Source organism: Salisaeta longa DSM 21114, assembly GCF_000419585.1.
Classification (GTDB): domain Bacteria; phylum Bacteroidota; class Rhodothermia; order Rhodothermales; family Salinibacteraceae; genus Salisaeta; species Salisaeta longa.
Genome location: NZ_ATTH01000001.1, coordinates 1066726 through 1087879 on the forward strand (window position 1 = coordinate 1066726; position 21154 = coordinate 1087879).

Genomic DNA, 21154 nt, shown 5'->3' on the forward strand with positions numbered 1-21154 from the left:
ATCGAAGTAAAGCGATAACCTGCTTGCTCATGTGGATGTTTCGCGAAGGACTCGGCGGCGACGAAGCCGCCACTGCCAAAGCCCAACGGCGAGGGCAAGCCCCAGAAGATCCGCCAGGGCATCGTACGGGTCGCCCCGCCGGCGGATTGGCATGACGTGTTGAAAAACTTCGGTACCCACGGCAAACAATACGCCGAGTGCCGTCACCTTGAGCGCTTGCTTCCAAACAGCCCATTGCTCGGGGACATTCACCTGCACGAATCCACGCAAGCTCACCCACCCGAGGCCCGCGAACATAAGCACGTGGGCGATTTTATCGAGGCTCAGGACTGGTGAGAATTTTGGGATCCGCTCAGCGGGAAGGGCACATGCAACGGCTATACCAAGCACTGCAAGGCCGGTGAGCCACCGGTACTGACGTGTGGTTAGCATTGGGAGGTGTGCCATGCGTGGGGAAGTTCGTGGATGATGTCGTCCGCAACGAGCGCACGACCGTCGTGGGCGGCGGCGTATCGCTGGGCGGCTCGTCCGCTGATGTGCAACGCGGCGGCAGCGGCTTTCGGCAACGACAGCCCCTGCGCCAGGAGTCCGACACAGCACCCGGCGAGCACGTCGCCGGTGCCCGCGCTCGCCAACACGGGCGATCCGGTACTCCCCACGTAGGCCGGCCCGTGCGGCGGGGCCACGATGCTAGGCATGCCTTTGCGTAGGAGGTGCACGCCCCATCGCGCGGCCCACGTCTGGGTCTGCGCAACACGTGAGCCTTCGGGAGGCGGTGCATCGGCGGCTACGAGGCGGCGCAGCTCGCCTTCATGTGGCGTAAGCAGCCAGTCGCGGCGCGCGCTATCGTCGAGGGGCGATGCCTCGGCCTGCGCCAGGGCATAGAGGGCGTCGGCGTCGAGCACGGCCGGCGTTTCGAGGCCTTCCAGCAGCTTATGCACGAAGCGCTGGGTGGAGGCGGCCCGCCCCAGGCCCGGGCCGATGAGCACACCATCGGCCTTGTCGAGCGCTGGGTGGAGCTGTTCGAGCGCGGCCTCGGGCTGCACGCCGCCGTCCGGCGCCTCGGGAAGCCCGAGCACGGGAATCGTCTGGAGGTGTGTGCTGGCCACGCCTTGCACCGACTGCGGCACGGCGCACTGCACGTAGCCGGCCCCGATCCGCGCGGCGGCGCGCGCGGCGAGCGTAGGCGCACCGCTGTACACGGGCGCCCCGCCAATGACGAGCGCCATGCCGGCGCTGTACTTGTGGGCATGCCGCGGCCGCTCGGGCAGCCAACGCCGCACGGCATCATCCGTCGTCGCAAACGCACACCCGGTGTCGTCCGCGGCGCGCGCCAGAGCATACGGCGGAATGCCAATCTCGACCGTCGCGACAGCCCCCGCGCACAGCGGACCGTCGCCCATCTGCAGCCCAATGTTCGGCGTCGCAACCGCAACCGTGGTGTCGGCCTGCACCGCATCGCCCATGCGGGCCCCGGTGTCGCTGTTCAAGCCCGTCGGCACGTCGACCGCCAGGGCCGGCGCCGGGTCCTGATTGATGGCGTCAACGATGCGGTCGATGGGATCCCGCAGGTCGCTCGTGAGGCCGGTGCCCAGCAGCGCATCCACGTGAAGCGTCCAGCGATTCGAGAGCACCCGCGGCACGGTGTCGGGGCCGTAGTGCTCCACCACAAGGCGATGCCCCTCCGGACTCTCACGCGCCCACTGCTGGAGCGCTGCAAAGGCCTGGGCCGCGTCTTCCGACTGGTCGCTTGGGGCGGCCATGTGCACCACGTGGACGCGCGCGCCGCGGTCGAGCAAGCACCGCGCAATCACGAAGCCATCGCCGCCGTTGTTGCCTTTGCCACACCACACCAGCAGGCGGGTGTCGTCCGTGATCGGGTATTTTTTTGCAATAACGGACGCAACCGCGCGGCCCGCGCTTTCCATCAGCACGCGCCCGCCCAGCCCCAGCGTGTCAATGGCATGCGCATCGGCGCGGCGCATGGCCTCAGCGGTGAGCAGGGGGCGTCCGTTGGGGAACGTAGACGGTGTCATAGAGAGCGGAGCTTGAAAGCGTAACGATACGAAGCGGCGCGCTGATTACATTCGTCCAACGCGGCCGACTGGCCGTGGGTTGTGCGCTCCAGGCCGCGGCCTCTGCCGGGCGATAGGGCGCTAGGCGCCCCGGATTCCACCGCTTGTTGCCATCAACGTCCCAAAACGCACGAAACGAAAACTCCCCCTCGGGCAGCTGCTCAAAGCGAAATGTGCTGTCGGATCCGACCGGCTGCATGCGCGGACGCACAGGCACCTGGGGGCGCGTCGGCTCCATCTGCACCCAGCGGCGGCCCCTGAGCGACCGTTTGTCAGACGCTGTGTTAAGCGAATCCGCACGGCGTGGAGCAGCCGCGGTCGTGCTATCACCAGAGGTCGTCCACGTCGTATCGACGACCATCACGCGGCCTTCGAGCGCGCCCAACGCGGATGCGGGCAGCCGGCGCACCCGCACCTGCAACGTGTCGGGGCGATTTCGGGGATTTCCCACGATGCGCACACGCCCACCGGGCGGCCACTGGATGTGCAGCGCGTGCTCGGTGCCATCAACGGTCGTCAGGTGGTAGGGCACCGCTGCTCCGGCCGTGTCCTGCACGGACACCACGCGCCGCACGACCGTCGAATCGACCGGATGGTCGAACCGCGCCCGTGGCCTAGCGCGCGGCGGCAGGGCGCCATACCCCAGCGTATCGGTCGATGTAGGCTCCGGCAGCAAGGCTTGCAGGGCGCCGCGCACGGTATCCGGCGCGGCGCTCGCTGTAAAACGGAGCCGCTCGCGGTCGATAGGCGTACCGAGCGTGTCGGTCAGGCCCCCGCGCGGCACGCGCAAAACATGCGGCGTGGCTTGCATGCGGGCCGTGTGAAGCCAGACCGTAGCGGGCGCCTCGGCCTGCTGATACACCCCGCGGATGGCAACGGTATCTTGCGCGATCGAGTCGATGAGCGTCCACTCATCCAGCGTGGCCCGATGAACCTGCATGGGCTCGTTGAACACAAACGCGGTGCGCGCTCGCGACTCGGCGCGCGCGCGCTGCAGCGTAGGCGCTAGCGTGTCTACGCGGGCCAAGAGCCAGGGCACCGGCACCGGCGGCTGCGTGCTGTCGGCCGGTAGCTGCACGCGCGGCGGCACCGCCATGGGCTCCAGCGGATCGGGGCGGCGATTGCGATTGTTGTCGCGCAACGCCACCACGTAATAGGTCGTCTCGCGGAGGTATTCGAACCGAAAGGTGCCGTCCTCGCCCGTTTGCGTCTGATAGTCGGGACGCTCGGGCCACGCGGCCATCGCGGCGGGGGCGCTGGTTTGCGCATAGGCGAGCACGTCGACGCCCGCCTGTGGAGCGCCCGAGTATCCATCCACAACGCGCCCGGCCAGCGTGCCGCTGTTAATTTTTGCACCCGTGGCAAACGCAAAGGTGAGCGGCGATTCCAGCGAAACGCCCTGCACGTCCGAAAAGTCGGTGCTGAGCTCCACGATGTAGGTGGTGCTATCGCGGAAGGGCTCCGGAAACGTGATGGTCACCTCGCGCGCGTCCCACGAGAACGCCAGCTCGCCCGGCACAAACGGCGTGATGGTGAGCGCCTCCCGAAGCGACGACCGATTGACATATTCGTTGAACGCTAGGCGGAGGGTGCGCCCCGACACGTTCACGGCCCCTTGGGCCGGATCGCTCGCCGTGATGCGGGGCGGCGTTCTATCCCGCGGCCCGCCGCTTGGCGGTACCGGATTGGCGCAGCGCACCATCAGCACTGCTATTCCGAGCGCCGTGCCCACAAGCACGAGCCGCTGCACCCACATCCTCCTTGCCGTTACGTCTCGCACCGACTCGTCACGCATTCAGCAGCCGATCCATCCAAGTTCGCAAATCGTGATGGCCGCGCTTCGACTTCGACGACGTCAGCACGAGCGGCACCTCCAGGCCCACATCATCGAGCGCGCGGCGTACGGTCTGCTCGGCCTTGGTGCGCTGATTCCCCGACAACTTGTCCACCTTGGTGAGGGCCAGGACGTACGGCACCGGACCGCCGCGCATGAAGTCGATCAGCTCACGGTCTAAATCCGTTAACGGATGCCGGCTGTCCATCAGGTGAAACACCGCACGCAGCGGTACGCGCTCGGTTAGGTAGCGTTCGATGAACGCCGCCCACGCTTTGCGCTTCTTTTTGGACACCCGCGCGTAGCCGTATCCCGGCACGTCGACCATGTAGAAGCGATCGTTGACCAGAAAGTAGTTGAACTCCTGCGTCTTGCCGGGGCGCTTGCTGGTATATGCCAGATTTTTTTGGCCCGTAAGCGCGTTGAGGAGCGAGCTCTTGCCCACGTTCGAGCGACCAATGAACGCCATTTCAGGACGTCCGTCGGTGGGGAGCTGCTGCCACTGCGCAGCGCCGATGATAAATCGTGCGGTGTTAATCGTCATGAGGAAACGGGCCATCCGATAAGTAACGGAGCCGCTTTAACGACGCCTGCCATGCAGGTATCCGCGGCGAACGGAAAGCCCCCGTGAAGCCTTCGTGAGCCAACAAGCTATCACCCGAAAGCTTCGGCGGGCTGCTTCGCTTGCCGCTCCGGAGCTTCCGAACGGGTGGCTGGAGCATCGGGCGCCGCCTGATCTTCGCACTGCCGCGCATGCACCGCTGCATGCCACGCAATATTCAGCAAGCGATAGTCGCGGGCCTGCGCCTCCTCCGGCACATCGCGGACGCACTGGAACCCGTAGTCGACCGGCGACGCGCTCGATAGCGGCGCGCTGTCCATCGACCACAGCAGCGACCGCCCGAGGCCCATCCGAAATTCGCCATGCAGCTGCCCCAGCACGCACTGTTCGCCGCTTGCAAGCTCCAGCCGGTCAAGGTCAACGTCCCGGTGCCATCCGGGCTGCATTGCATCCAGGAACGACGCCCCGCGCTTCACGCGCGCACGAGCAAAATTGGCAGAAATGCGTTGCACCCGCTGGGCACGCCGTCGCTTCCAATACCAGTTGAGTAGCGATCGCATAACAAGCAGCTTATTGGGGAAATTGGAACGATCCAACCGTTGATCCTATGCCTGTGATCCGATCGCTACCTATGCGCCGTGCCAATGCTTCACCAATCATTGACGAAGCCGGACGCGGTTCAGAAAGTAGGTGAGACGCACAGCCATTCTCCAACCATCCGCTACCAATCATGTCATACGACGTATCCGATTTCGCGACCGACGTTATAGATGCGAGCCATGAGCACCCCGTGGTGGTCGACTTTTGGGCGCCGTGGTGCGGCCCCTGCCAGCAGCTAAGCCCCGTGCTTGAGTCGCTAGCGGCGGCCACCAACGACTGGACGCTGGTTAAGGTAAACACAGATACCCACCCGGCGCCCGCTCAGCAGTACGGCGTCCGCGGCATTCCAGCCGTCAAGCTTTTCATAGACGGCGAGGTAACGGCCGAATTCACCGGCGCCCGCCCCAAACACGCCGTTCAGCAGTGGCTGCAGGAGCACCTGCCGAGTCCGGCCGATGATGCGTTTGCCGACGCGAAGGCGGCGCTGGACGATGGGGACGAGGACGCCGCCCGCCAGCAGCTCGCGGCGTTGATCGAGTCCGCCCCCGACCACGTGGAGGCGCGGCTCTTGCTCGCTCAACTGGTGGTTTTTGACGATCCGGCACGCGCTCTGACGCTGATCGAACCGCTGGATGTGGCAGAGCCCGAGGCGCGCCTGCGCCAGGACAGCATCGAGACGATCGCCCAGTTGTTGCAGACGACGTCACTGGCTGAGCTGCCCGAGGGCGCGCCGCAGCGGCCGTACTACGAGGGCATCCAGGCGCTGCGCGACCACTACTTCGACACGGCGCTGCAACGCTTCATTGATGTCGTGCGCCTCGACAGGGATTATGCCGACGACGGCGCCCGCAAGGCCTGCGTGGCGCTCTTTACCCTGTTGGGCCCCGAGCATGAGGCAACCCAGCAATACCGCCGCACCTTCGACATGGCCTTGTACTAAACCAACGCCCTGATTCCCTGCTGTGCTATGCCGGCATCACTCCGCCACGCAAGCATTCGTATTTTTGAGAAGGCCGTACAGCAGGTGCAGGCCGAGGCGGTGCTTGCCCAGGCCGACCTGTGGGACCAACTGCCGAATGGCCGGGCCGTACGCCTGCTCACGATTGGCAAGGCCGCGTTGCCGCTAGCTGCGGTGGCGGGCAGGCGCCTTGGCCAGCGGCTTCACGGTGGATGTGCGGTGGTGCCCGACGGCTATCCGGAGACCGTGCCGGCGCGGTACGACCCTCCGCCTACAATCCGCGTGCTCGTCGGCGGGCACCCGCTGCCCACCCGTCAGAGCATGGCGGCCGCCGATGCGCTCCGCACGCAGGCCACGGCCGCAGCCCGCGCGGGCCACGTGCTGTTGGTCCTCATTTCGGGCGGCGGGACGGCGCTTACGGCTGCTCCTGCGGGCGACCTTTCGATCCGTGACCTGCAGGATGCGTTCCGGTGCATGATGGATGCCGGCATGCCCATTGGCCCCACCAACGTGGTTCGCAAACACCTGACGCGCCTCGGCGGGGGCCACCTCGCGCAGGCGGCGCACCCCGCTCCGGTTGTAGCCGGCGCCCTCTCGGATGTGGTGGGCAACGACCTGTCCACCATCGCCAGCGGCCCCACCGTGCCCGATCCGTCGACGTATGCCGATGCGTGCGCCGCCCTGCGCGCGCATGATGCTTGGAATCCCTTTCCCCACGCGGCGCGCGTTCACCTGCAGCGCGGATGCAACGGCCAACGGCCCGAGACGCCCGGCCCTGGCGCGCCCTGTTTTCAGAACGCATCCACACGCCTCCTGGCCACCAACGATACCGCGCTCGCAGCCGCCGCACAGGCCGCCCGGCTGGCAGGCTTTCCGCCAACCATCGTGGATGCCGCGTGCACCGGCGAGGCCCGATCCGTGGGCCGCGCGCACGCCGAGCGGCTCCTTCGCACCGCGGGCCCCGCGTGCCTGTTGTGGGGCGGCGAAACGACCGTCACGGTCACCGGCACCGGCACCGGCGGACGCAACCAGGAGGTGGCCCTGGGGGCCGCCCAGCGCCTCGACGGCGCCGACCAACCTGTCTGCCTCCTGGCGGCCGGAACCGACGGCATCGACGGCCCAACGGACGCGGCCGGCGGCGTGGCAACACCTGCCACCTGCGCCGCGGCCCGCACGAAGAACCGTTCGGTGGCCGATGCTCTCGCGCGCAACGACGCTTATCCGCTGCTCGACGCCATCGATGCGCTCCTGCGCACCGGCCCCACCCACACCAACGTCATGGATCTACACATCGGACTCGTGGGCACCTAATAGTAGCCGCCCCCTCCGCCAAACCCGCCCGCCGATTGGCGAAGCTGCGACCCAAAGCCGCTTAGCGGATTGCCGGCGCGCGGCAGGTTCAGGCGCAACAGGTTGGAGAGCTGCCCACCATTCACCTGCAGCGTAAACCCGAACGACTGGAAGCGCCCGAACGGCGTCCAGTTGAAGCTCATGTTCCAACACCCGAGGTCTCGGTTGATGTTGATGCGCGTAAGGGCCAGCTCCTGCTGCACGAAATCGAAGCCCGTTGTGATGTTTACGTCCCATAGCGGCGTCGGCGAAAGCCGCACCGATCCACTCACTTCCGCGTTCTGATTCACATCGTACAGCCGCCGGTTGTACCGATAACTAAAGTTCACCTGCGCCTGCCAGGGGATGCGAAAGGAGGGATAGCCGGAGCGGTTATTCGCGTAGGAAGAAGCTGCATCTGAAGTTGAACCGCCACGGCCTCCGCCCTGCCTCCCACGTCCGCCTTGCCTTCCAAACGACGCGCCCGGGCCGCCTGCCATCTGCTGGCTGCCTCGGTTCCCTCCACCGCCAAACGATCCGCCAAAGCTTACGGTGGCGCGGGTCAACCGAAGCGGCTTCAACGGATTCCGCGCTGCCAGATACGTGTTGATGATCGTGGAGCTGTCGGGGCTGATGGCGTACGGCGAAAAGGAGAGCGAGCTTCTCACGTTAAACTCGTCTAGAAACCCGGTGCGCAGGTTCAGGCGGATATCGCTAAGCTTGAGCGAATCGGCCGCAAAGTTGTATCCCGTGTTCAGATCCGCATCCAGTAGCTTGATCGTTTCCTCGCGGCGCTGCCCGGTCGAGTCGATCCGGATGCGCTTCGTTTCAAAGTCGTTGCCCAATGAGAACCCGAGGCTACGCTGCTCGGTAGAGCCCGCCACAAAACGACCTGTTGCAATGTCGTACCGCCGTACCGTTCCCTGCGTATCTACAACCGCCGTGCGGGTGCTTCCCCAAAAGGGATCGTTGAAGTTCGGCTGAAAGTTGAACGAGAGCGACGGCTGCACCCGGTGGCGTAGCCCTTCGAAAGCGCCCACGGCAATGGGAAAGAGTCCAAAAGCTTCGGTACTCACGCTTAAGCCGGTGGAGAATTGCCGATCGGCGAAGAAGCCGGGCACCGAGCGCTCCACGACGTTCTGCTCCACGCGGATGGAGTCGGGGCCAACGCGCGTGGTATCGAGCCGGAGTGCGCGCCGCGTGGTACGAATGAGCCACGTAGAGTTGTAGCTAAATTGTGGCGTGATATTCAGATTGTACTTGTTGACGCGGAAGGATGCGTTTATCGGAATGCGATGCGTGGCTTCAAAATCGAAGGGCTCGCTGTTACCGGTTGCGCGCCGGTATTTGGTGGGAGAAACCAGCGCCTCATACCACTGAATATCCGTCGAATCGGTCGGTGTAAACTGGTACCGGTTGCTCAGATCGCCGGAATAGCTCGTGCGGATCTTCTCGTACCAGCGCTCCTCGCCTACAGCGTCTTCGCGCTTGAACGGGCGAAAGCTTCCCTGCGAGAATCGCACGTTGGGAAACGACAGCGAAGCCGTCCCCGTGTTCAGATTTTGCTGCTGGCTTGCGTTGATGCTAAGGCTTTGATTGGAGCCGCGCCAGTTTTTGTTGTAATTGATGCTCGACGAAATCTCCCGGCTGATGACGTCTCCGTAGTCTTGCTGATCCTGTCGCAGGAATTGCTCGGACGTTACGAGGTTCACGTTGGCCCCCAGGCTGGCCGTAGGACTAAGCTCCTGGTTGTGATTCCATCGCAAGCCCCCGCGCAGCGTTTTCCGAAATCCTGGATCTTGCGGTTCGCCAATTTTTGTGCGCACTACGTTCAGATCAACCCCTCCATTGTAGCGATAGCGCTTGGCGTAGCGATAGATGGGGTTCACCTCCCAACTGCCCTGCGACCAGATGCCAAACCGAAGCTGGAGATCCATGTAGTCGCTAATGGCAAAGTACCAGCCCCAATCGCGCAGGTACAATCCTTTGTTGTCTTCGCCGTACTGCGGCGGCAGCGGGCCACTGCGGCGGCCGGGAATGGCCGGCAGAAACCCGAACGGCAGCCACAGCGGCGTCGGCACGTTGAACAGATACAGCTGAATGGGGCCGGTGTACACCCATTTGCCTTTCACCTTCATCCGCGACGAGCGCAGCGAGTACGACGGCGTTTCATTGGGGCCGCAGTCGCAGGTGGTGTAGCTCCCATCGCGCACAAAGACGGTGCTGTCTTCGTAGGCCTTCACCACGCGGCCCTGCACAAAGCCGCCCTGTTTTTGGGTGCGGGCGTCGGTGACGCGGCCGCGCCGGGTCTGTAGGTTAAACGAGAGCCCCGTTCCGGTGAAGGTTTGCCCCTGCCGGCCGTCCTGCTGAAAGACGGGGCCTCGGCCGCTGCCCGGCCCGGTAGAGTCGGAGGGCGCGCCGGTGGCCGTCACGACGTCGCTGGAGAAGTCCATGGTGATGCGTCGCGCCTTGAGCGAGGCATCGGCGTGCTTCATCTGCGCGTTGCCGTAGAGCGTTCCGGTGTCGCCCGATGGCTGATTGAAGCGGAGGACGAGCGAGTCGCGGGCCGTGAGATCGACCGGCTGCATGCCGCCTTGCGACGTATCGGCCGGCATCCCGCCGCCGCTCATGGCTTGCTGTGCGGCCTGGCGCCGCCGATCGGCCGCGGAAGGGCCGCCGGGCTGTAAGCTGTCGGGCCGCAGGCTATCGGGGCGCACTTGCGTAGGGCGCAGGCTGTCGGGCCCCACGGCCGCGCTGTCGGGCGGTGCCTGCAACGTGTCACGCGCCGCAGCGCGCGTCGTGTCTGGAGCCTGCTGCGCATGCACGACGGCCGGCCAAAGCCCCAGGAGCACACCCACGATGCCCACGCCAAGCAGCAGGTCCCTCAGCCTTGTACGCACTCCACCCCTCATGACGGACTTGGTTCATCGGCGTCGAAGGCCAGCCGGGCCGCGCCGAGCAGACTCACCTCGTTGCCCATCGTTTCGCGGGCAATCACGAGGTCGTCGCGCAGCGCCGGCACCACGTAATGCGCCAGGGCCTTGCGGGCCGGCTCCAGGATGTAATCGCCCGCGGCGGAGACACCGCCGCCCACCACTACGGTGCGGATGTCGAGCAAGTTGACCGCAGCGCCCAGCCCGCAGCCCAGCTTGTGCCCGGCCCACGCCAGCAGGTCGATGCCCGCCTCGTCGTCTCGCGTGGCCGCCTCGTAGAGTGTGCGCGGCGTGAGGGCCGACAAGTCGCCATCGACCAGGTCGTAGATGCAGCTGTCGGGATAGTTGACGAGCCGCGCGCGGGCGTGCTCCGACAGAAACGACTGGCCCAGGTAGCCTTCCAGCGCACCGGCCACCCCCGAGTTGGCGTACGCCCCCTCGTAATCAATTGTTAGGTGGCCAATTTCCCCAGCGCCCCCGCTGCTGCCGCGAAAGATCTGGTTCTGGTAGATGATGGCGCCGCCCACGCCCGTCCCCAACGTAATCATGATGAAGTCGTCGTAGGGCGTACCGGCGCCGTAGTGCGCCGACCCGAGGCCCGCCACGTTCGCATCGTTTTCGACCACCACAACCGGCACGTTGAGCGCCGACTGCAACGCATCGTGCAGGTTTACCGACGTCCAGCCCGGCAGGTTGGGCGGATCGCTCACGGTGGTACGGTCCCAGTTGATGGCGCCGGGCGACCCGATGCCTATGCCCGCGACGCCGTCGGGCGCCTGCCGCTTCATCTCGCGGGCCGCGTCGATGAGGCGCTCTACCACATGCTCGGGGCCCTCGTCGGCCTCGGTAGGCCGCTCGATATGCTCGCGCACGCCCCGTTCCTGCTCTACAAGCGCAGCCTTCAGGTTCGTGCCGCCCAGGTCAATGCCAATTGCGTAGGTACTCATAAGTGGGGGGTTAACAGACGAATAGCGCTATGGGGTTGGCGGCGCGTCCACAACGCGGTACACCGTTTCGTTGGGCTTCCGCATGCCGTACACCTCGCGCGCAATGCGCTCAACGGTCGAGTCCGGGAGCGGGCGGTCGAGTTCGGCTTGCAGCCGCTGGATGCGCGCCTTCAACTGCTTGTTCTCGGCTTGTACGCGCTCGTACGCCTGCGCCCACTGCCAACGCTGCCACAGGCTGTGGCTATCGAAGAAGCCCACCCAGAGCAACACCAGCAGCAACGCGCCCCCAACGAGCCAGCGGCCACGCACCCGACGAGACGTAAATATTGATCCTTCCATGCCCAAGTCTTGTGCGCTTGCACGGTGAGTTACGAACGCGAGAACGCATCAAGGCCGGGGTACTGCGCAGCGGCGCCCAGATCTTCGGCAATCCGAAGCAACTGGTTGTATTTGGCCACACGGTCGCTCCGGCTGGCCGATCCCGTCTTGATCTGCCCCGTGCCCGCGGCCACCGCAAGGTCGGCGATGGTGGTGTCTTCCGTTTCGCCCGAGCGATGGCTCACAACGGAGGTAAAGCCGTTCTGATGGGCCTGTTCAATCGCATCCATCGTCTCGGTGAGCGTACCGATCTGATTGGGCTTGATGAGAATGGAGTTCGCGCAGCCCTCTTCAATGCCCCGCGTAAGCCGCTCCACATTCGTCACAAACAAATCGTCGCCCACCAACTGCACATCGTCGCCGATGGCATCGGTCAGCATCCGCCACCCCGTCCAGTCATCCTCGTCCATGGCATCCTCGATGGACAAGATGGGATACTGCGCGACCCAGTCGGCCCAGTACGCCACCATGTCTTCCGAGGAGCGCGGGTTGTCGGGGTCGCTCTTCCAGAAGTGATACTGCCCATCGTCGTACATTTCGGCCGTGGCCGGGTCGAGCGTGATGTAGATATCCGTCCCGGCGGTGTAGCCGGCTTGCTCGATGGCTTCAAGGATGCGCTCGATGGCCTCCTCGTTGGAGCTCAGGTTGGGGGCAAAGCCGCCCTCGTCGCCCACGGCAGTGCTGTAGCCCTTGTTGCCCAGCACGGCCTTCAGCTTGTGGAAGACCTCGGCGCCCATGCGTAGGGCTTCGGGAAACGACGGCGCGCCCACCGGAGCGATCATAAATTCTTGCATGTCTACGCTATTGTCCGCGTGGCGCCCGCCGTTCAAGATGTTCATCAGCGGAACGGGCAAGCGGCGCGCCGTGGCACCGCCCAGGTAGCGATACAGCGGCTGTCCCGATACTGCCGCAGCGGCCTTGGCGGTGGCCAGCGACACGCCCAACAGCGCATTGGCCCCCAGGGCCGACTTGTTCTCGGTGCCATCCAGTGCAATCAGCGCCGCATCGAGGCCCGCCTGATCATACACGTCGTGCCCAACCAACGCATCGGCAATGGTCGTATTTACGTTTGCCACGGCCTGCGTTACGCCCTTGCCGTTGTACCGGTCAGCGGCCCCGTCGCGCAGTTCAACCGCCTCGTATGCGCCGGTCGAGGCGCCGCTTGGCACCGCCGCGCGGCCGGTGGGGCCAGCCGTGGTCGTTACGTCCACTTCAACGGTGGGGTTGCCGCGACTGTCCAGAATTTCGCGGGCTGTAATATGCTGAATGGAAGCCATAAGGCAAAGGATTATGCTGAAAGGGCGAGCGGATGACTGCTTTATAAGGTCGGGAATGGCCCATGCAAAAACAAGGCTCATCCCGCGTTTGGCTGTAGTTTCGTGCAATACAAAAAGCCCCGCCGGACAGGCGAGGCTTTTTGCGTTCAATCATGCATAGTGCGTTCATAATGCGTCTCCGCATCAGGGCGCCGGGCGCACCGTCGTGGTTTCGTTGATCCAGGCGTAGCAGCCGTAGTCGATGGTAAAGGACTTGCCCTTCTCCCAATCGCTCCGGTAAAAGATGTCCTCCGTCGTAGGGAAGTACTGCCGGTACGTTTGGATCTTGCTGTTTGCCGAAGATGCCACGTTCGGGTCGGCCGATTTGGCTTCCTGATAGGCATCAACCGCCGCCCAGTACACCGCCCGATCGTCGCGGCCCATGTTGCTCCCGCCGCATTCAGAGACGGCGCGTACGTACAGGTCGCCAATTGCGAGATAGGCCCGCCCGAAGTCGCTGTTTTTCTCCAGTGCTTTTCGGAAGTAGGTGCGGGCTTTCGAAAGCTGACCCATGCGTTGCTGCGCGATGCCCATGTTGAAGAAATCCTCTGCCGTCAGCGTAGCGCCTTGGGCTTGGGCTTTCTGGTACGTTTCGAAGGCCGCCTTCGGCTGTCCATTTTCCAGGCGCAGTTTTGCCACGTCGAGCAAGATGTCCGCCGGCGGGTTGGTTGCCATGAGGCTGTCGGCCAACTGCGCAGCGGCTTCAACATTGCCCTGCTGGATATACGCCGAGAACAGATCGCTCATCACCTGCGCGTTATCGGGCGACTTCTTGAGCTGCGACTCCAGGTAGGCCACGCGCGCCTGCGGGTTGCGTCCGAAGATTTGCTCACGCACGCTCGCAAACTTCTCTTTCAGCGAGCCCTCCACGGTGCGCTTCTCTTCCACCGTGTTGATGAACGCCAGTGCCTTTTGCGTTTCGCTATTGGCCAGATACTGATCCAGCACGAAACTGATGTAGTACGGGTTGATCTCTTTGGGCGCTTGCTCGAAGGCACTGCGGTAGTATTCCGCCGCCGACTTCAAGCCGCGAGGGTTTTGGGCTAGCAGATCGCTGTACTGTTGCATGAAGCGCCCCTTGGTCATGGTCCACTCATACCCCGAAATTGAGCCACCCTGCGCCTTTATCTTTTCGGGAGTGCTTTTCAGGATTGTAGTGGCCGTATCGAGATACGCGGCCCGCTTGGCTTCATCCGTGGCTTTCTTTGCCAGCTCTGCGTAGAGCGTAACGGCCCGGCGGTAGTTGCGGGCGTCGTCGCGCGGGAAGAGCGGCGCATTGTTCAGAATCCACCGCAAGTCGTTGACAGCACTTGCATAGTTCTCGTTCTTGAAGTCCTCGTAGTAGAGGCTGTAGTGCGTCATCTTTTGCTGCTTCGTCGGCTCGCTTGCCGTGCCCGTCTGTTGCGCTTGGGCCGGCGCGACGCTAACCAGAAACAACAGGGTCCCCAGGAGGCCGAGCAGCGAAGGGCGCCGAACGAAAGAATGCGTGGCTTGAAGCATGTTCATGCTGTTTCCAATGTTATGCAAGTGTTTACTTTCCTGGACATGCGCAAGGGGGCCGTGGCTTTCGCTTCGGTCAGCGGAATTTGCGTTCCAAGAACCAGCGCTCCCCAATACTCACGTTCAGGCTCACTCCGTAGAACGTATCGCGCACAAGATTTTGCTGTGTTGTGCCGCGCGTTCCTACGATGGTATTAATATCAATCCGCGTGCCAGACCCGCCGGTTGGCAGACTGATGCCGGCTGTGAGCGCGTATTCGTTGAGGTTAACGGAGGGCGCCGGCGAGACGTACAGGCGTTCGGCGTACATGCCAAAGCGATAGGCCGTCCGCGCGAAGTAGCCCGCGAGGTTGTCTTCGCCAGCGGGCAAAATCTCGGCCCCGGCCGAGGCGCGCCAGCGATTGGTGAAGGTGTCGGCCCCGCCGACCGGGAAGCCAGAGGCCACGCGCGCCGGGAACGGGTTGCCCACATTCGACCAGGGCGCAAACGAGCCATCCGCCACAATCGTCCAGCGCGCGTCGGGCTGGTACGATACGCCGAGGCGCGCCTTCCACGGCAGGGTGACGTCGCTCTTGACGGAGCCTCCCACCGGCTCACGGCTGAGGCTCTGGCCCGTCGAGCGCTCCTGGCGACCGCTCAACGCGGTAGGCAGCGTGACCGAGGTTCCAATGGAGAGCGCGTCGTTGGCGGCCAGCACATCGGCCAGGGTGATGTGGACGCCGGCGGTGCCCGAAAGCCCCCACAGACGGGTCGCGTTGGTGACCACGCTCCGGTTGAACCTCGCATCCTGAAACGTGGTGATGCGCTGGCTCTCCAGGATGCCAAAGAGACCATCCACCGTTGCGCCAAGGCTCAGCCATTCGCTCACGCGCCAGCCGAGCCCCGTCCGGATTTGGTGCAAGCCGCCTTGCCCCTCAAACTGCACCTGGTACGGCACCGTCTCGCCGGATCGATCGAGCGTCAACGCGCCGGTGCGGCCTGCGGCATAGTTGTATTGGCTGTACGGCCGGTAGGCCAAGCCAAAGCCGAGCTCGCGCGTAATGAGCGGCAGGCTAAACTGCAGGCCGCGGATGTTGCCCGTCTGCAACGTATTGATGCCGCCGCGGCCGTCGCGGGCGCGCACCGCACGGTAGGTGATGCCCGCCGCCGCCCGCACGTACACCTGATCGCTCCACAGCGCCGGGTTGGCAAAGTTGGTGTAGTTAAGCGAGCGCAGCGCATACCCGCCCCCGCCCATGGCATCGCTCTGCGACGACGAAAAGTCCTGAAGCGATCCGATGCCGTACCGGGAGTAGATCGTCCCGCTGCCCGCCGATTGTGCGCGGGCCGGTGCGGCGTAACTTCCCCAAAGCAAAAGGGTAGCGGCGAGATACAGAAAGGTGCGCATCATCATCAAACAAAGCTAACAAGAAAACACTCAGGGAACTGAGAATGCTGCCTACAGCGGCGTCACCACCAGCTCAGCCCGTGGTACCGGAGCATTGGTGGACTGGGGGGTTGTAAGCAGCAGCACGTTGGGCGCCACCTGGCTAGACGCCACCTGCACGCGGTACCGCGTAAAGAGGGGCCCATCCTGCGCGATACGCTCGAAGAGGTTTTCGAGGGTCGCGGTGGGCAGCCCCCCCGTGGCCTGAATCGTTCCGGCCACGAGCCCTTCGTCGAGGCGTACAAGCGGAATGGCGCAGCTGTTGGCGTCGAAAAAGGAGAGCCCCAGCTCGGTGCACAGCGGCGCCCCCTCGGCCAAGCGCGCGACGAGCACAAACGCGTTCGGGGCGGGCCGCACAAAGCCCATCGGCGTGTTTCGATCAAAGGTTAACGTGTCAACCGGCAGCACGATGCGCGCCCGGTTCACGGGGGCCTGGCCTAACGTATCGAGCGGCGCTTCATCCTTGGGCAACGAAAAAACCGCCGCTTGCCCGGTCGTTTGCTGCAGCAGTGCGCGCCCTTGGGGCAACGTACCGTCTTCGGCGTAGGAAACGCCTGAAAACACCTTCCGCCCTGTAAACGCCAGCGTGTCGACCTGTGTGCGTACGCGCAGCACAGCCGTCGCCCGCTGGAATCCAACCACCGCATTTCCAGAAGCGTGCGTAAGCGCAATGCCGTTGAAGCGGTTTGCAAAACTATCGGACGTATCGGTAAGCACCGGCTCGTTGGCGTCAATCCACGACTGCGGGAAGTCGACGGTGACGAGCGTGTCCGACGGGTTGTAGGTGAGCGTCGTGATTTCTCCAAGGCGCCCAAGCGTCGTGTCGGCACGCAGGCTGTCGGCCGACCACTCCGCCGCAGTATCAAACACCGTCAGCTCCACCGGCTGCGTGGTGTCGCCGTACACGTAGTTCGGCTCCAGCTCCAGTGTCACGCTTTGGATCTCGGTGACATCGCTGGCATAGCCCGGCGGATACACCCGCGGCGCACTGAAGTCCACATATCCCTGGGCCGTCGTAATGCCTATCACCGGGTCGTCCACGCGCCCGGCCACCACCCTGTTGATAGAGGTGCCAATTGGGAGCGTAAGCCCGCTCGTTACAGCCGGCTGCAAGGTGGTGTCTTGCATGTTGCGCACCGGCACCGTGAGCTCCACCGGGTCGCCGCCGCGCAAAGAATCGGGCCCCACGCCCAGGCCAATCGTTGACGAGGAGTCGCATGCATTAGCGGCGAGCAGTAACGTAGCGCACGCGACGACAGTCCAAAGGGCTCGCGCAACCGAGCGGCGGAGCACAGAAGTAGCCATAGAAGAGGCAACCGGGTCCATAGAAAACAAAACCGTAGGTACTAGCGACAACGTGTGGCCTGCACGTTTATTGCGCATGATGCACCGCGACCGTAAGCCGTTCGTGCACCGCGCCTGTCGACAGTCTGAAGCCCCACCAGACGGATTGTCGATGGGGCTCACGAAGCTCTGATGGAAAGCTTTCCGTGGATGGCGTGCCCGGCGAACGAGTCGTAGGGCCGCTCACACGATCACTTTTGGAACAGAGCGTAAAGCCGTTGCAGCCTATGCCAGATAAAACCGGGTGTTTCTGGGCGCGCAATGCCTATGCGGGGACTTCACTTAGCATTTGATCGTACAGTGCATGGAGCGCGTCGTCGGGGGCATCGGCCGGAAGCACCGTAGCGCCTTCATCATCCGGCGCGTCGGATGCATGGTCGTAGATGGTTGCAGTGGCATGTAACCTGCCGAGCTGCGCGAGCGTCGCCGGGTCGTTTGTTTCGAGGCCAGGCAATGCCAACGCGTCAGCGGTGGTCTCGCTCTGGTGTGCAAACCGGTCGGGCGTAAAGCACGTCAGCGTGTCAGCGAGGACGTCGCTGTCGGCATAGTCTTCCTGCAGCACAGCGGGCAGAAGGGCAGCGGCCCATCCGGCGCTGTGGAGCATATCGGGCTTCCAGCGGAGCTTTTCGAGGGTTGCGGCCGCTGCCCGTGCAAAGAAGAGCGCGCGCTGCGGGTTGTCGTCAAACGGCGCACCGTCATCGTCGACCGCGTGCGCAGTGCGTCCAAAGTACGCCTCGTGATCCATGAAGTAGACCTGCAGCGACGTATCTTCAATCGATGCTACTTTCACGGTAAGCGTTTCCACGCCATCGGGCATATGAACGTCTGTGCCCGACAGCCGAATGACCTCATGAATACGGTAGGCGCGCTCTGTGATCATACCATAGCGCGGCATCATCACCCGCACATCGTAGCCGTCACGCGCCTGCAGCCCTTCCGCCAACATCCGTATCCAATCGGCATGCGGGGCGTCGGGGGCAAACGGCGTGATCGCACTGACGGCAAACAGCAGACGACGGGATTGGGCCATAAGGGGGCACTGCAGCTGGTGGAGGGCAAAAGAGACAACGCAAGGTGTACTTGCACCATCAAGGTAACAATACCTTCACCCAACGTCAACCCGTGGCACCAGGGCCAGGGCAATCGCATGAGTAACCGTGCACACGACACGTACGCTTCAAAGACGGCCCCTGCCTCCGAGGCTTGTTGTCGTCTTTTTGCAAATCAGTCCTGAACAACGTCAGAACGAATAAGCACGATTGATGCAACGGCCCTGGACATCTTGGAAGGGTGCGTATTCTTTCATACATGGAGATCGCACCAATGGCATGACCTTCGGCCCCACCACGGGCATGACCTTCGGCCCCCGCGTCGCTCGCATGCGCACCAGTGGCATGACCAAGGCCCCTCACTCCTCGCGATGACAAGGAGGGCACTGCTTTTTTATGCGTTGCACGTGCAGTTGGCCAAACCCGCCCGAACAGCCATCTGGACCATACATTGATGCGATTGCCCTGGTGTCAACCCGTGGCGCCGCGTCGCTGAATGGCGCGCAGTCCGCGCACGGTGCCCATCGACCACCCCACACGCCACATCCACCGATGCAGCGCGGCGCGCGATCGCACCTCTTTGAGGAGCTTCCGTGCGTACCAGCGCACGCTTTTTCGGAACTTATCCCGATACGCCGGCTGGCGCGCTGCATCCTCAATACCATACTGAACCCGCAGTTGCTTGTAGTGCTTGGCATACCGATGGGCCTGCTGGAAGGTAGACCAGAGCGTGGTTCGGCACCGCATGTGCATGGTGGCACCTGGCACGAACGTCAACGGAATGCCGTGCTGTTGCAAACGCCAGCAAAAGTCGACATCCTCAAGCGCCTGCAATGCCTCTTGGAAGCCGTGCACCGCATCGAAGGCGGCCCGCGTGATGCCCATGTTGCTGCTTGCAGCAAACACGAACGGTTGTTTTCCTTGCAGGCTGTTGCGCTGCGTTTGCGCACGATCGCCGATCACCCATGACGGGTTGAGCCGCTCAAAGTCGAGGGCTCCGGCCACAAACGACGCCCCCGACCGGAGCGCTGCATGCATCGATGCCACCCAGTCTTTACCGGCGACGTCGTCGGCATCACAGAACAGCAGATAGGGGGCCTGGGTGCTGCGGGCGGCGGCGTTGCGCGCATACGCGGCGCCGCGCTTCGCCGATGCATCCACGCGGCGGACGGGCACCGACGTCTGAAACCGCCGGACGACCGCCGCGGTGTGATCGGTAGATCCGTTGTCGGCAACGATCACTTCGAAGGGCTGCGCGCCAACCTGCTGCTGCAACGCCTGGAGTTGAGCGGGCAGCGTGGCGGCTCCGTTGTAACACGGTATGATGATGGAGACATCAGGTGGAGGCATGATCATGGGCTGGCCAGGCGGGCTGTTGTAGGCGCTGGCTCTTGGGGCCAAGGGTGCACGCCAGCCCGTCGTGCAGCGATTAAACGCGTTGCGCTGCAATGCGCCGCGCCTTGATCTTCTGGCTGTGCGTGGGATGTTGTATATCCTCACACAACGGTTTCTGCGCATTCGCGCTTCAGCGCGTCTTCGCCGCACCTCTGGCGCTCGCTGGTGTCATACAGCCGCCTGCCTGCACGCTACTTCTGCTTAAAGGCCAGCGTAATCGGTACGCCCTGAAAGCCAAACGCTTCTCGTATCTTCCGCTCCAGGTAGCGCTTGTAGCTGTCGCGAATGCCTTTGGGATGATTGCAGAAAAAGGCAAAGACGGGCGGGTTGGTGCGCACCTGCGTCATGTACTTGATTTGGACGTAGGCATTGCGGTAGGTGGGCGGGTGATTTTCCTCGACGGCTGCTTGCAGCACATCGTTCAGGTCGCTGGTCGGAATGCGCTTGGCCCGCTCGTCGGCCACGTCTAACGCGGTGTCCATCATCTTGTAGACGCGCTGCTTGGTGACGGCCGACACAAACACAATGGGCACGTACGTCATCGTCTGCAAAATCTGGTGGAAGTAGTCGGTGTAGCGCTGGGCTGTCTTGGTGTCCTTCTCCACCAAATCCCACTTGTTCACCGCCAGCACCAACCCGTTTTTGTGCTGCTCGGCCTGCTTCAGCACACGGATGTCTTGGTTGCGCAGGCCCACGGTGGCATCGATGATGAGGACGCTCACGTCGCCGGTGCGGATGGCCCGCTCGGTGCGCAGGGCCGCGTAAAACTCAACGTTCTCCTTGATCTTCGCGCGCTTGCGCAGGCCCGCAGTGTCCACGAGCTCAATCTCGCGGTCGCCGTACTGCACCACCGAGTGCACCGCCTCGCGGGTGGTGCCACTCACTTCCGTTACAATCGACCGGTCGAACCCCAGCAAGGCGTTGACGAGCGACGACTTGCCCACGTTGGGCGTGCCAATCAGGGCGATGCGCGTGCGGTCGTGCGGCGTCTCCTCGGGGGGCGCGGGCAACGCCTCCACCAGGGCGTCGAGCACCTCGCCCGTGCCAATGCCGTTGGTCGCGCTCACCGGATACACCTCGCCGAGCCCCAGCTCGTAAAACTCACTGGCCGCCCACCGCCGCTCCTGATTGTCGGCTTTGTTGGCAACCATTAGCACCGGCGTGTCGGTGGCGCGGAGGCGATCGGCCATCTCCTGCTCGATATCCGTGACGCCGGTCTCCGCATCGCCTACCAGCAAAATCACGTCGGCGTCGTCGAGCGCAATCTCCACCTGCTCGCGGATGGCGGCCTCGAAGCGCTCGGACGAGTGGGGGACGTAGCCGCCGGTATCCACCAGCGGGATGACGCGGCCGTTCCATTCAATTTCTCCGTACACCCGGTCGCGCGTTACGCCTGGGGTGTCCTCCACAATGGATTGCCGCTGGCCGGTGAGCCGGTTGAAGAGGGTCGACTTGCCCACGTTGGGGCGTCCGACGATAGCAACGAGCATGGCATCCAGGGGAAATCG

The 21154-nt window shown here is 63.8% G+C and carries 17 protein-coding genes; 2 read left to right on the plus strand and 15 right to left on the minus strand.

The window, feature by feature from the left end; genetic code table 11:
• Window positions 1-27: 27 nt before the first annotated feature.
• From SALLO_RS18880 to SALLO_RS15225, 5 genes are all read right to left on the minus strand, one after another.
• Window positions 28-447, minus strand: coding sequence for a VanZ family protein (locus SALLO_RS18880; RefSeq protein ID WP_022835127.1), 420 nt, complete (start codon window positions 445-447; stop codon window positions 28-30).
• Window positions 426-2036, minus strand: a complete 1611-nt coding sequence (locus SALLO_RS0104505) for a bifunctional ADP-dependent NAD(P)H-hydrate dehydratase/NAD(P)H-hydrate epimerase (protein WP_022835128.1) — start codon at window positions 2034-2036, stop codon at window positions 426-428. The genes SALLO_RS18880 and SALLO_RS0104505 overlap by 22 nt, the downstream gene beginning before the upstream one ends.
• A complete protein-coding gene (locus SALLO_RS15220) occupies window positions 1990-3870 on the minus strand; it encodes an Ig-like domain-containing protein (protein ID WP_084696158.1) in 1881 nt (626 codons plus the stop codon). Before SALLO_RS15220 ends, SALLO_RS0104505 begins: the two co-directional genes overlap by 47 nt.
• Window positions 3863-4453, minus strand: coding sequence for a ribosome biogenesis GTP-binding protein YihA/YsxC (yihA, locus tag SALLO_RS0104515; protein ID WP_028566901.1), 591 nt, complete (start codon window positions 4451-4453; stop codon window positions 3863-3865). Before yihA ends, SALLO_RS15220 begins: the two co-directional genes overlap by 8 nt.
• 110 nt (window positions 4454-4563) lie before the next feature.
• Complete coding sequence (locus SALLO_RS15225; protein WP_022835131.1) at window positions 4564-5031, minus strand: hypothetical protein; 468 nt, start codon at window positions 5029-5031, stop codon at window positions 4564-4566.
• A 170-nt stretch (window positions 5032-5201) separates the two neighbouring features.
• On the opposite strand from SALLO_RS15225, the gene SALLO_RS0104525 reads away from it, so the two are divergent.
• Both SALLO_RS0104525 and SALLO_RS0104530 read left to right on the plus strand, forming a co-directional pair.
• Window positions 5202-6011, plus strand: a complete 810-nt coding sequence (locus SALLO_RS0104525; RefSeq protein WP_022835132.1) for a tetratricopeptide repeat protein — start codon at window positions 5202-5204, stop codon at window positions 6009-6011.
• 27 nt (window positions 6012-6038) lie between these two features.
• Window positions 6039-7340 carry a glycerate kinase type-2 family protein gene (locus SALLO_RS0104530; RefSeq protein WP_022835133.1) on the plus strand — a complete coding sequence of 434 codons (1302 nt, stop codon included), beginning with the start codon at window positions 6039-6041 and terminating at the stop codon, window positions 7338-7340.
• On the opposite strand, the gene SALLO_RS15230 is transcribed toward SALLO_RS0104530, so the two are convergent.
• The 10 genes from SALLO_RS15230 to der form a co-directional block, all read right to left on the minus strand.
• Window positions 7337-10258 carry a putative LPS assembly protein LptD gene (locus SALLO_RS15230; protein WP_157621253.1) on the minus strand — a complete coding sequence of 974 codons (2922 nt, stop codon included), beginning with the start codon at window positions 10256-10258 and terminating at the stop codon, window positions 7337-7339. The two genes, SALLO_RS0104530 and SALLO_RS15230, sit on opposite strands and share 4 nt — an antisense overlap.
• Before the next feature lie 8 nt (window positions 10259-10266).
• Entirely contained in the window at window positions 10267-11238 is a 972-nt protein-coding gene (locus SALLO_RS0104540) for an ROK family protein (RefSeq protein WP_022835135.1), read from the minus strand.
• A 27-nt stretch (window positions 11239-11265) separates the two neighbouring features.
• Window positions 11266-11577, minus strand: a complete 312-nt coding sequence (locus SALLO_RS0104545; RefSeq protein ID WP_022835136.1) for an FtsB family cell division protein — start codon at window positions 11575-11577, stop codon at window positions 11266-11268.
• A gap of 29 nt (window positions 11578-11606) precedes the next feature.
• Window positions 11607-12893 (minus strand): phosphopyruvate hydratase, encoded by a 1287-nt coding sequence (gene eno / locus SALLO_RS0104550; RefSeq protein WP_022835137.1) that lies wholly within the window; start codon window positions 12891-12893, stop codon window positions 11607-11609.
• 183 nt (window positions 12894-13076) lie between these two features.
• Window positions 13077-14438: a tetratricopeptide repeat protein gene (locus SALLO_RS0104555; protein WP_022835138.1), complete on the minus strand. Its 1362-nt coding sequence runs from the start codon at window positions 14436-14438 to the stop codon at window positions 13077-13079.
• A gap of 70 nt (window positions 14439-14508) precedes the next feature.
• Entirely contained in the window at window positions 14509-15822 is a 1314-nt protein-coding gene (locus SALLO_RS0104560) for a hypothetical protein (protein ID WP_228702772.1), read from the minus strand.
• Window positions 15823-15870: 48 nt separating this feature from the next.
• Window positions 15871-17163 (minus strand): DUF4270 family protein, encoded by a 1293-nt coding sequence (locus tag SALLO_RS0104565; RefSeq protein ID WP_157621256.1) that lies wholly within the window; start codon window positions 17161-17163, stop codon window positions 15871-15873.
• A 304-nt stretch (window positions 17164-17467) separates the two neighbouring features.
• A complete protein-coding gene (locus tag SALLO_RS0104570; RefSeq protein WP_022835141.1) occupies window positions 17468-18232 on the minus strand; it encodes a glycogen/starch synthase in 765 nt (254 codons plus the stop codon).
• A gap of 490 nt (window positions 18233-18722) precedes the next feature.
• Window positions 18723-19601, minus strand: coding sequence for a glycosyltransferase (locus SALLO_RS15235; RefSeq protein ID WP_169577884.1), 879 nt, complete (start codon window positions 19599-19601; stop codon window positions 18723-18725).
• Window positions 19602-19837: 236 nt separating this feature from the next.
• A complete protein-coding gene (gene der / locus SALLO_RS0104580; RefSeq protein WP_022835143.1) occupies window positions 19838-21136 on the minus strand; it encodes a ribosome biogenesis GTPase Der in 1299 nt (432 codons plus the stop codon).
• Window positions 21137-21154: the final 18 nt, after the last annotated feature.

Excerpts from the sequence above, each read along its gene's own strand:
- SALLO_RS0104540 (WP_022835135.1), bottom strand. The coding sequence starts at position 11,238 with ATGAGTACCTACGCAATTGGCATTGACCTGGGCGGCACGAACCTGAAG.
- SALLO_RS0104555 (WP_022835138.1), bottom strand. The coding sequence starts at position 14,438 with ATGAACATGCTTCAAGCCACGCATTCTTTCGTTCGGCGCCCTTCGCTG.
- SALLO_RS0104565 (WP_157621256.1), bottom strand. The coding sequence starts at position 17,163 with ATGGCTACTTCTGTGCTCCGCCGCTCGGTTGCGCGAGCCCTTTGGACT.
- yihA (WP_028566901.1), bottom strand. The coding sequence starts at position 4,453 with ATGACGATTAACACCGCACGATTTATCATCGGCGCTGCGCAGTGGCAG.
- SALLO_RS15235 (WP_169577884.1), bottom strand. The coding sequence starts at position 19,601 with ATGCCTCCACCTGATGTCTCCATCATCATACCGTGTTACAACGGAGCC.
- SALLO_RS18880 (WP_022835127.1), bottom strand. The coding sequence starts at position 447 with ATGGCACACCTCCCAATGCTAACCACACGTCAGTACCGGTGGCTCACC.
- SALLO_RS0104560 (WP_228702772.1), bottom strand. The coding sequence starts at position 15,822 with ATGATGCGCACCTTTCTGTATCTCGCCGCTACCCTTTTGCTTTGGGGA.
- eno (WP_022835137.1), bottom strand. The coding sequence starts at position 12,893 with ATGGCTTCCATTCAGCATATTACAGCCCGCGAAATTCTGGACAGTCGC.
- SALLO_RS15225 (WP_022835131.1), bottom strand. The coding sequence starts at position 5,031 with ATGCGATCGCTACTCAACTGGTATTGGAAGCGACGGCGTGCCCAGCGG.
- SALLO_RS0104570 (WP_022835141.1), bottom strand. The coding sequence starts at position 18,232 with ATGGCCCAATCCCGTCGTCTGCTGTTTGCCGTCAGTGCGATCACGCCG.
- der (WP_022835143.1), bottom strand. The coding sequence starts at position 21,136 with ATGCTCGTTGCTATCGTCGGACGCCCCAACGTGGGCAAGTCGACCCTC.
- SALLO_RS0104545 (WP_022835136.1), bottom strand. The coding sequence starts at position 11,577 with ATGGAAGGATCAATATTTACGTCTCGTCGGGTGCGTGGCCGCTGGCTC.
- SALLO_RS0104525 (WP_022835132.1), top strand. The coding sequence starts at position 5,202 with ATGTCATACGACGTATCCGATTTCGCGACCGACGTTATAGATGCGAGC.
- SALLO_RS0104530 (WP_022835133.1), top strand. The coding sequence starts at position 6,039 with ATGCCGGCATCACTCCGCCACGCAAGCATTCGTATTTTTGAGAAGGCC.
- SALLO_RS15220 (WP_084696158.1), bottom strand. The coding sequence starts at position 3,870 with ATGCGTGACGAGTCGGTGCGAGACGTAACGGCAAGGAGGATGTGGGTG.
- SALLO_RS0104505 (WP_022835128.1), bottom strand. The coding sequence starts at position 2,036 with ATGACACCGTCTACGTTCCCCAACGGACGCCCCCTGCTCACCGCTGAG.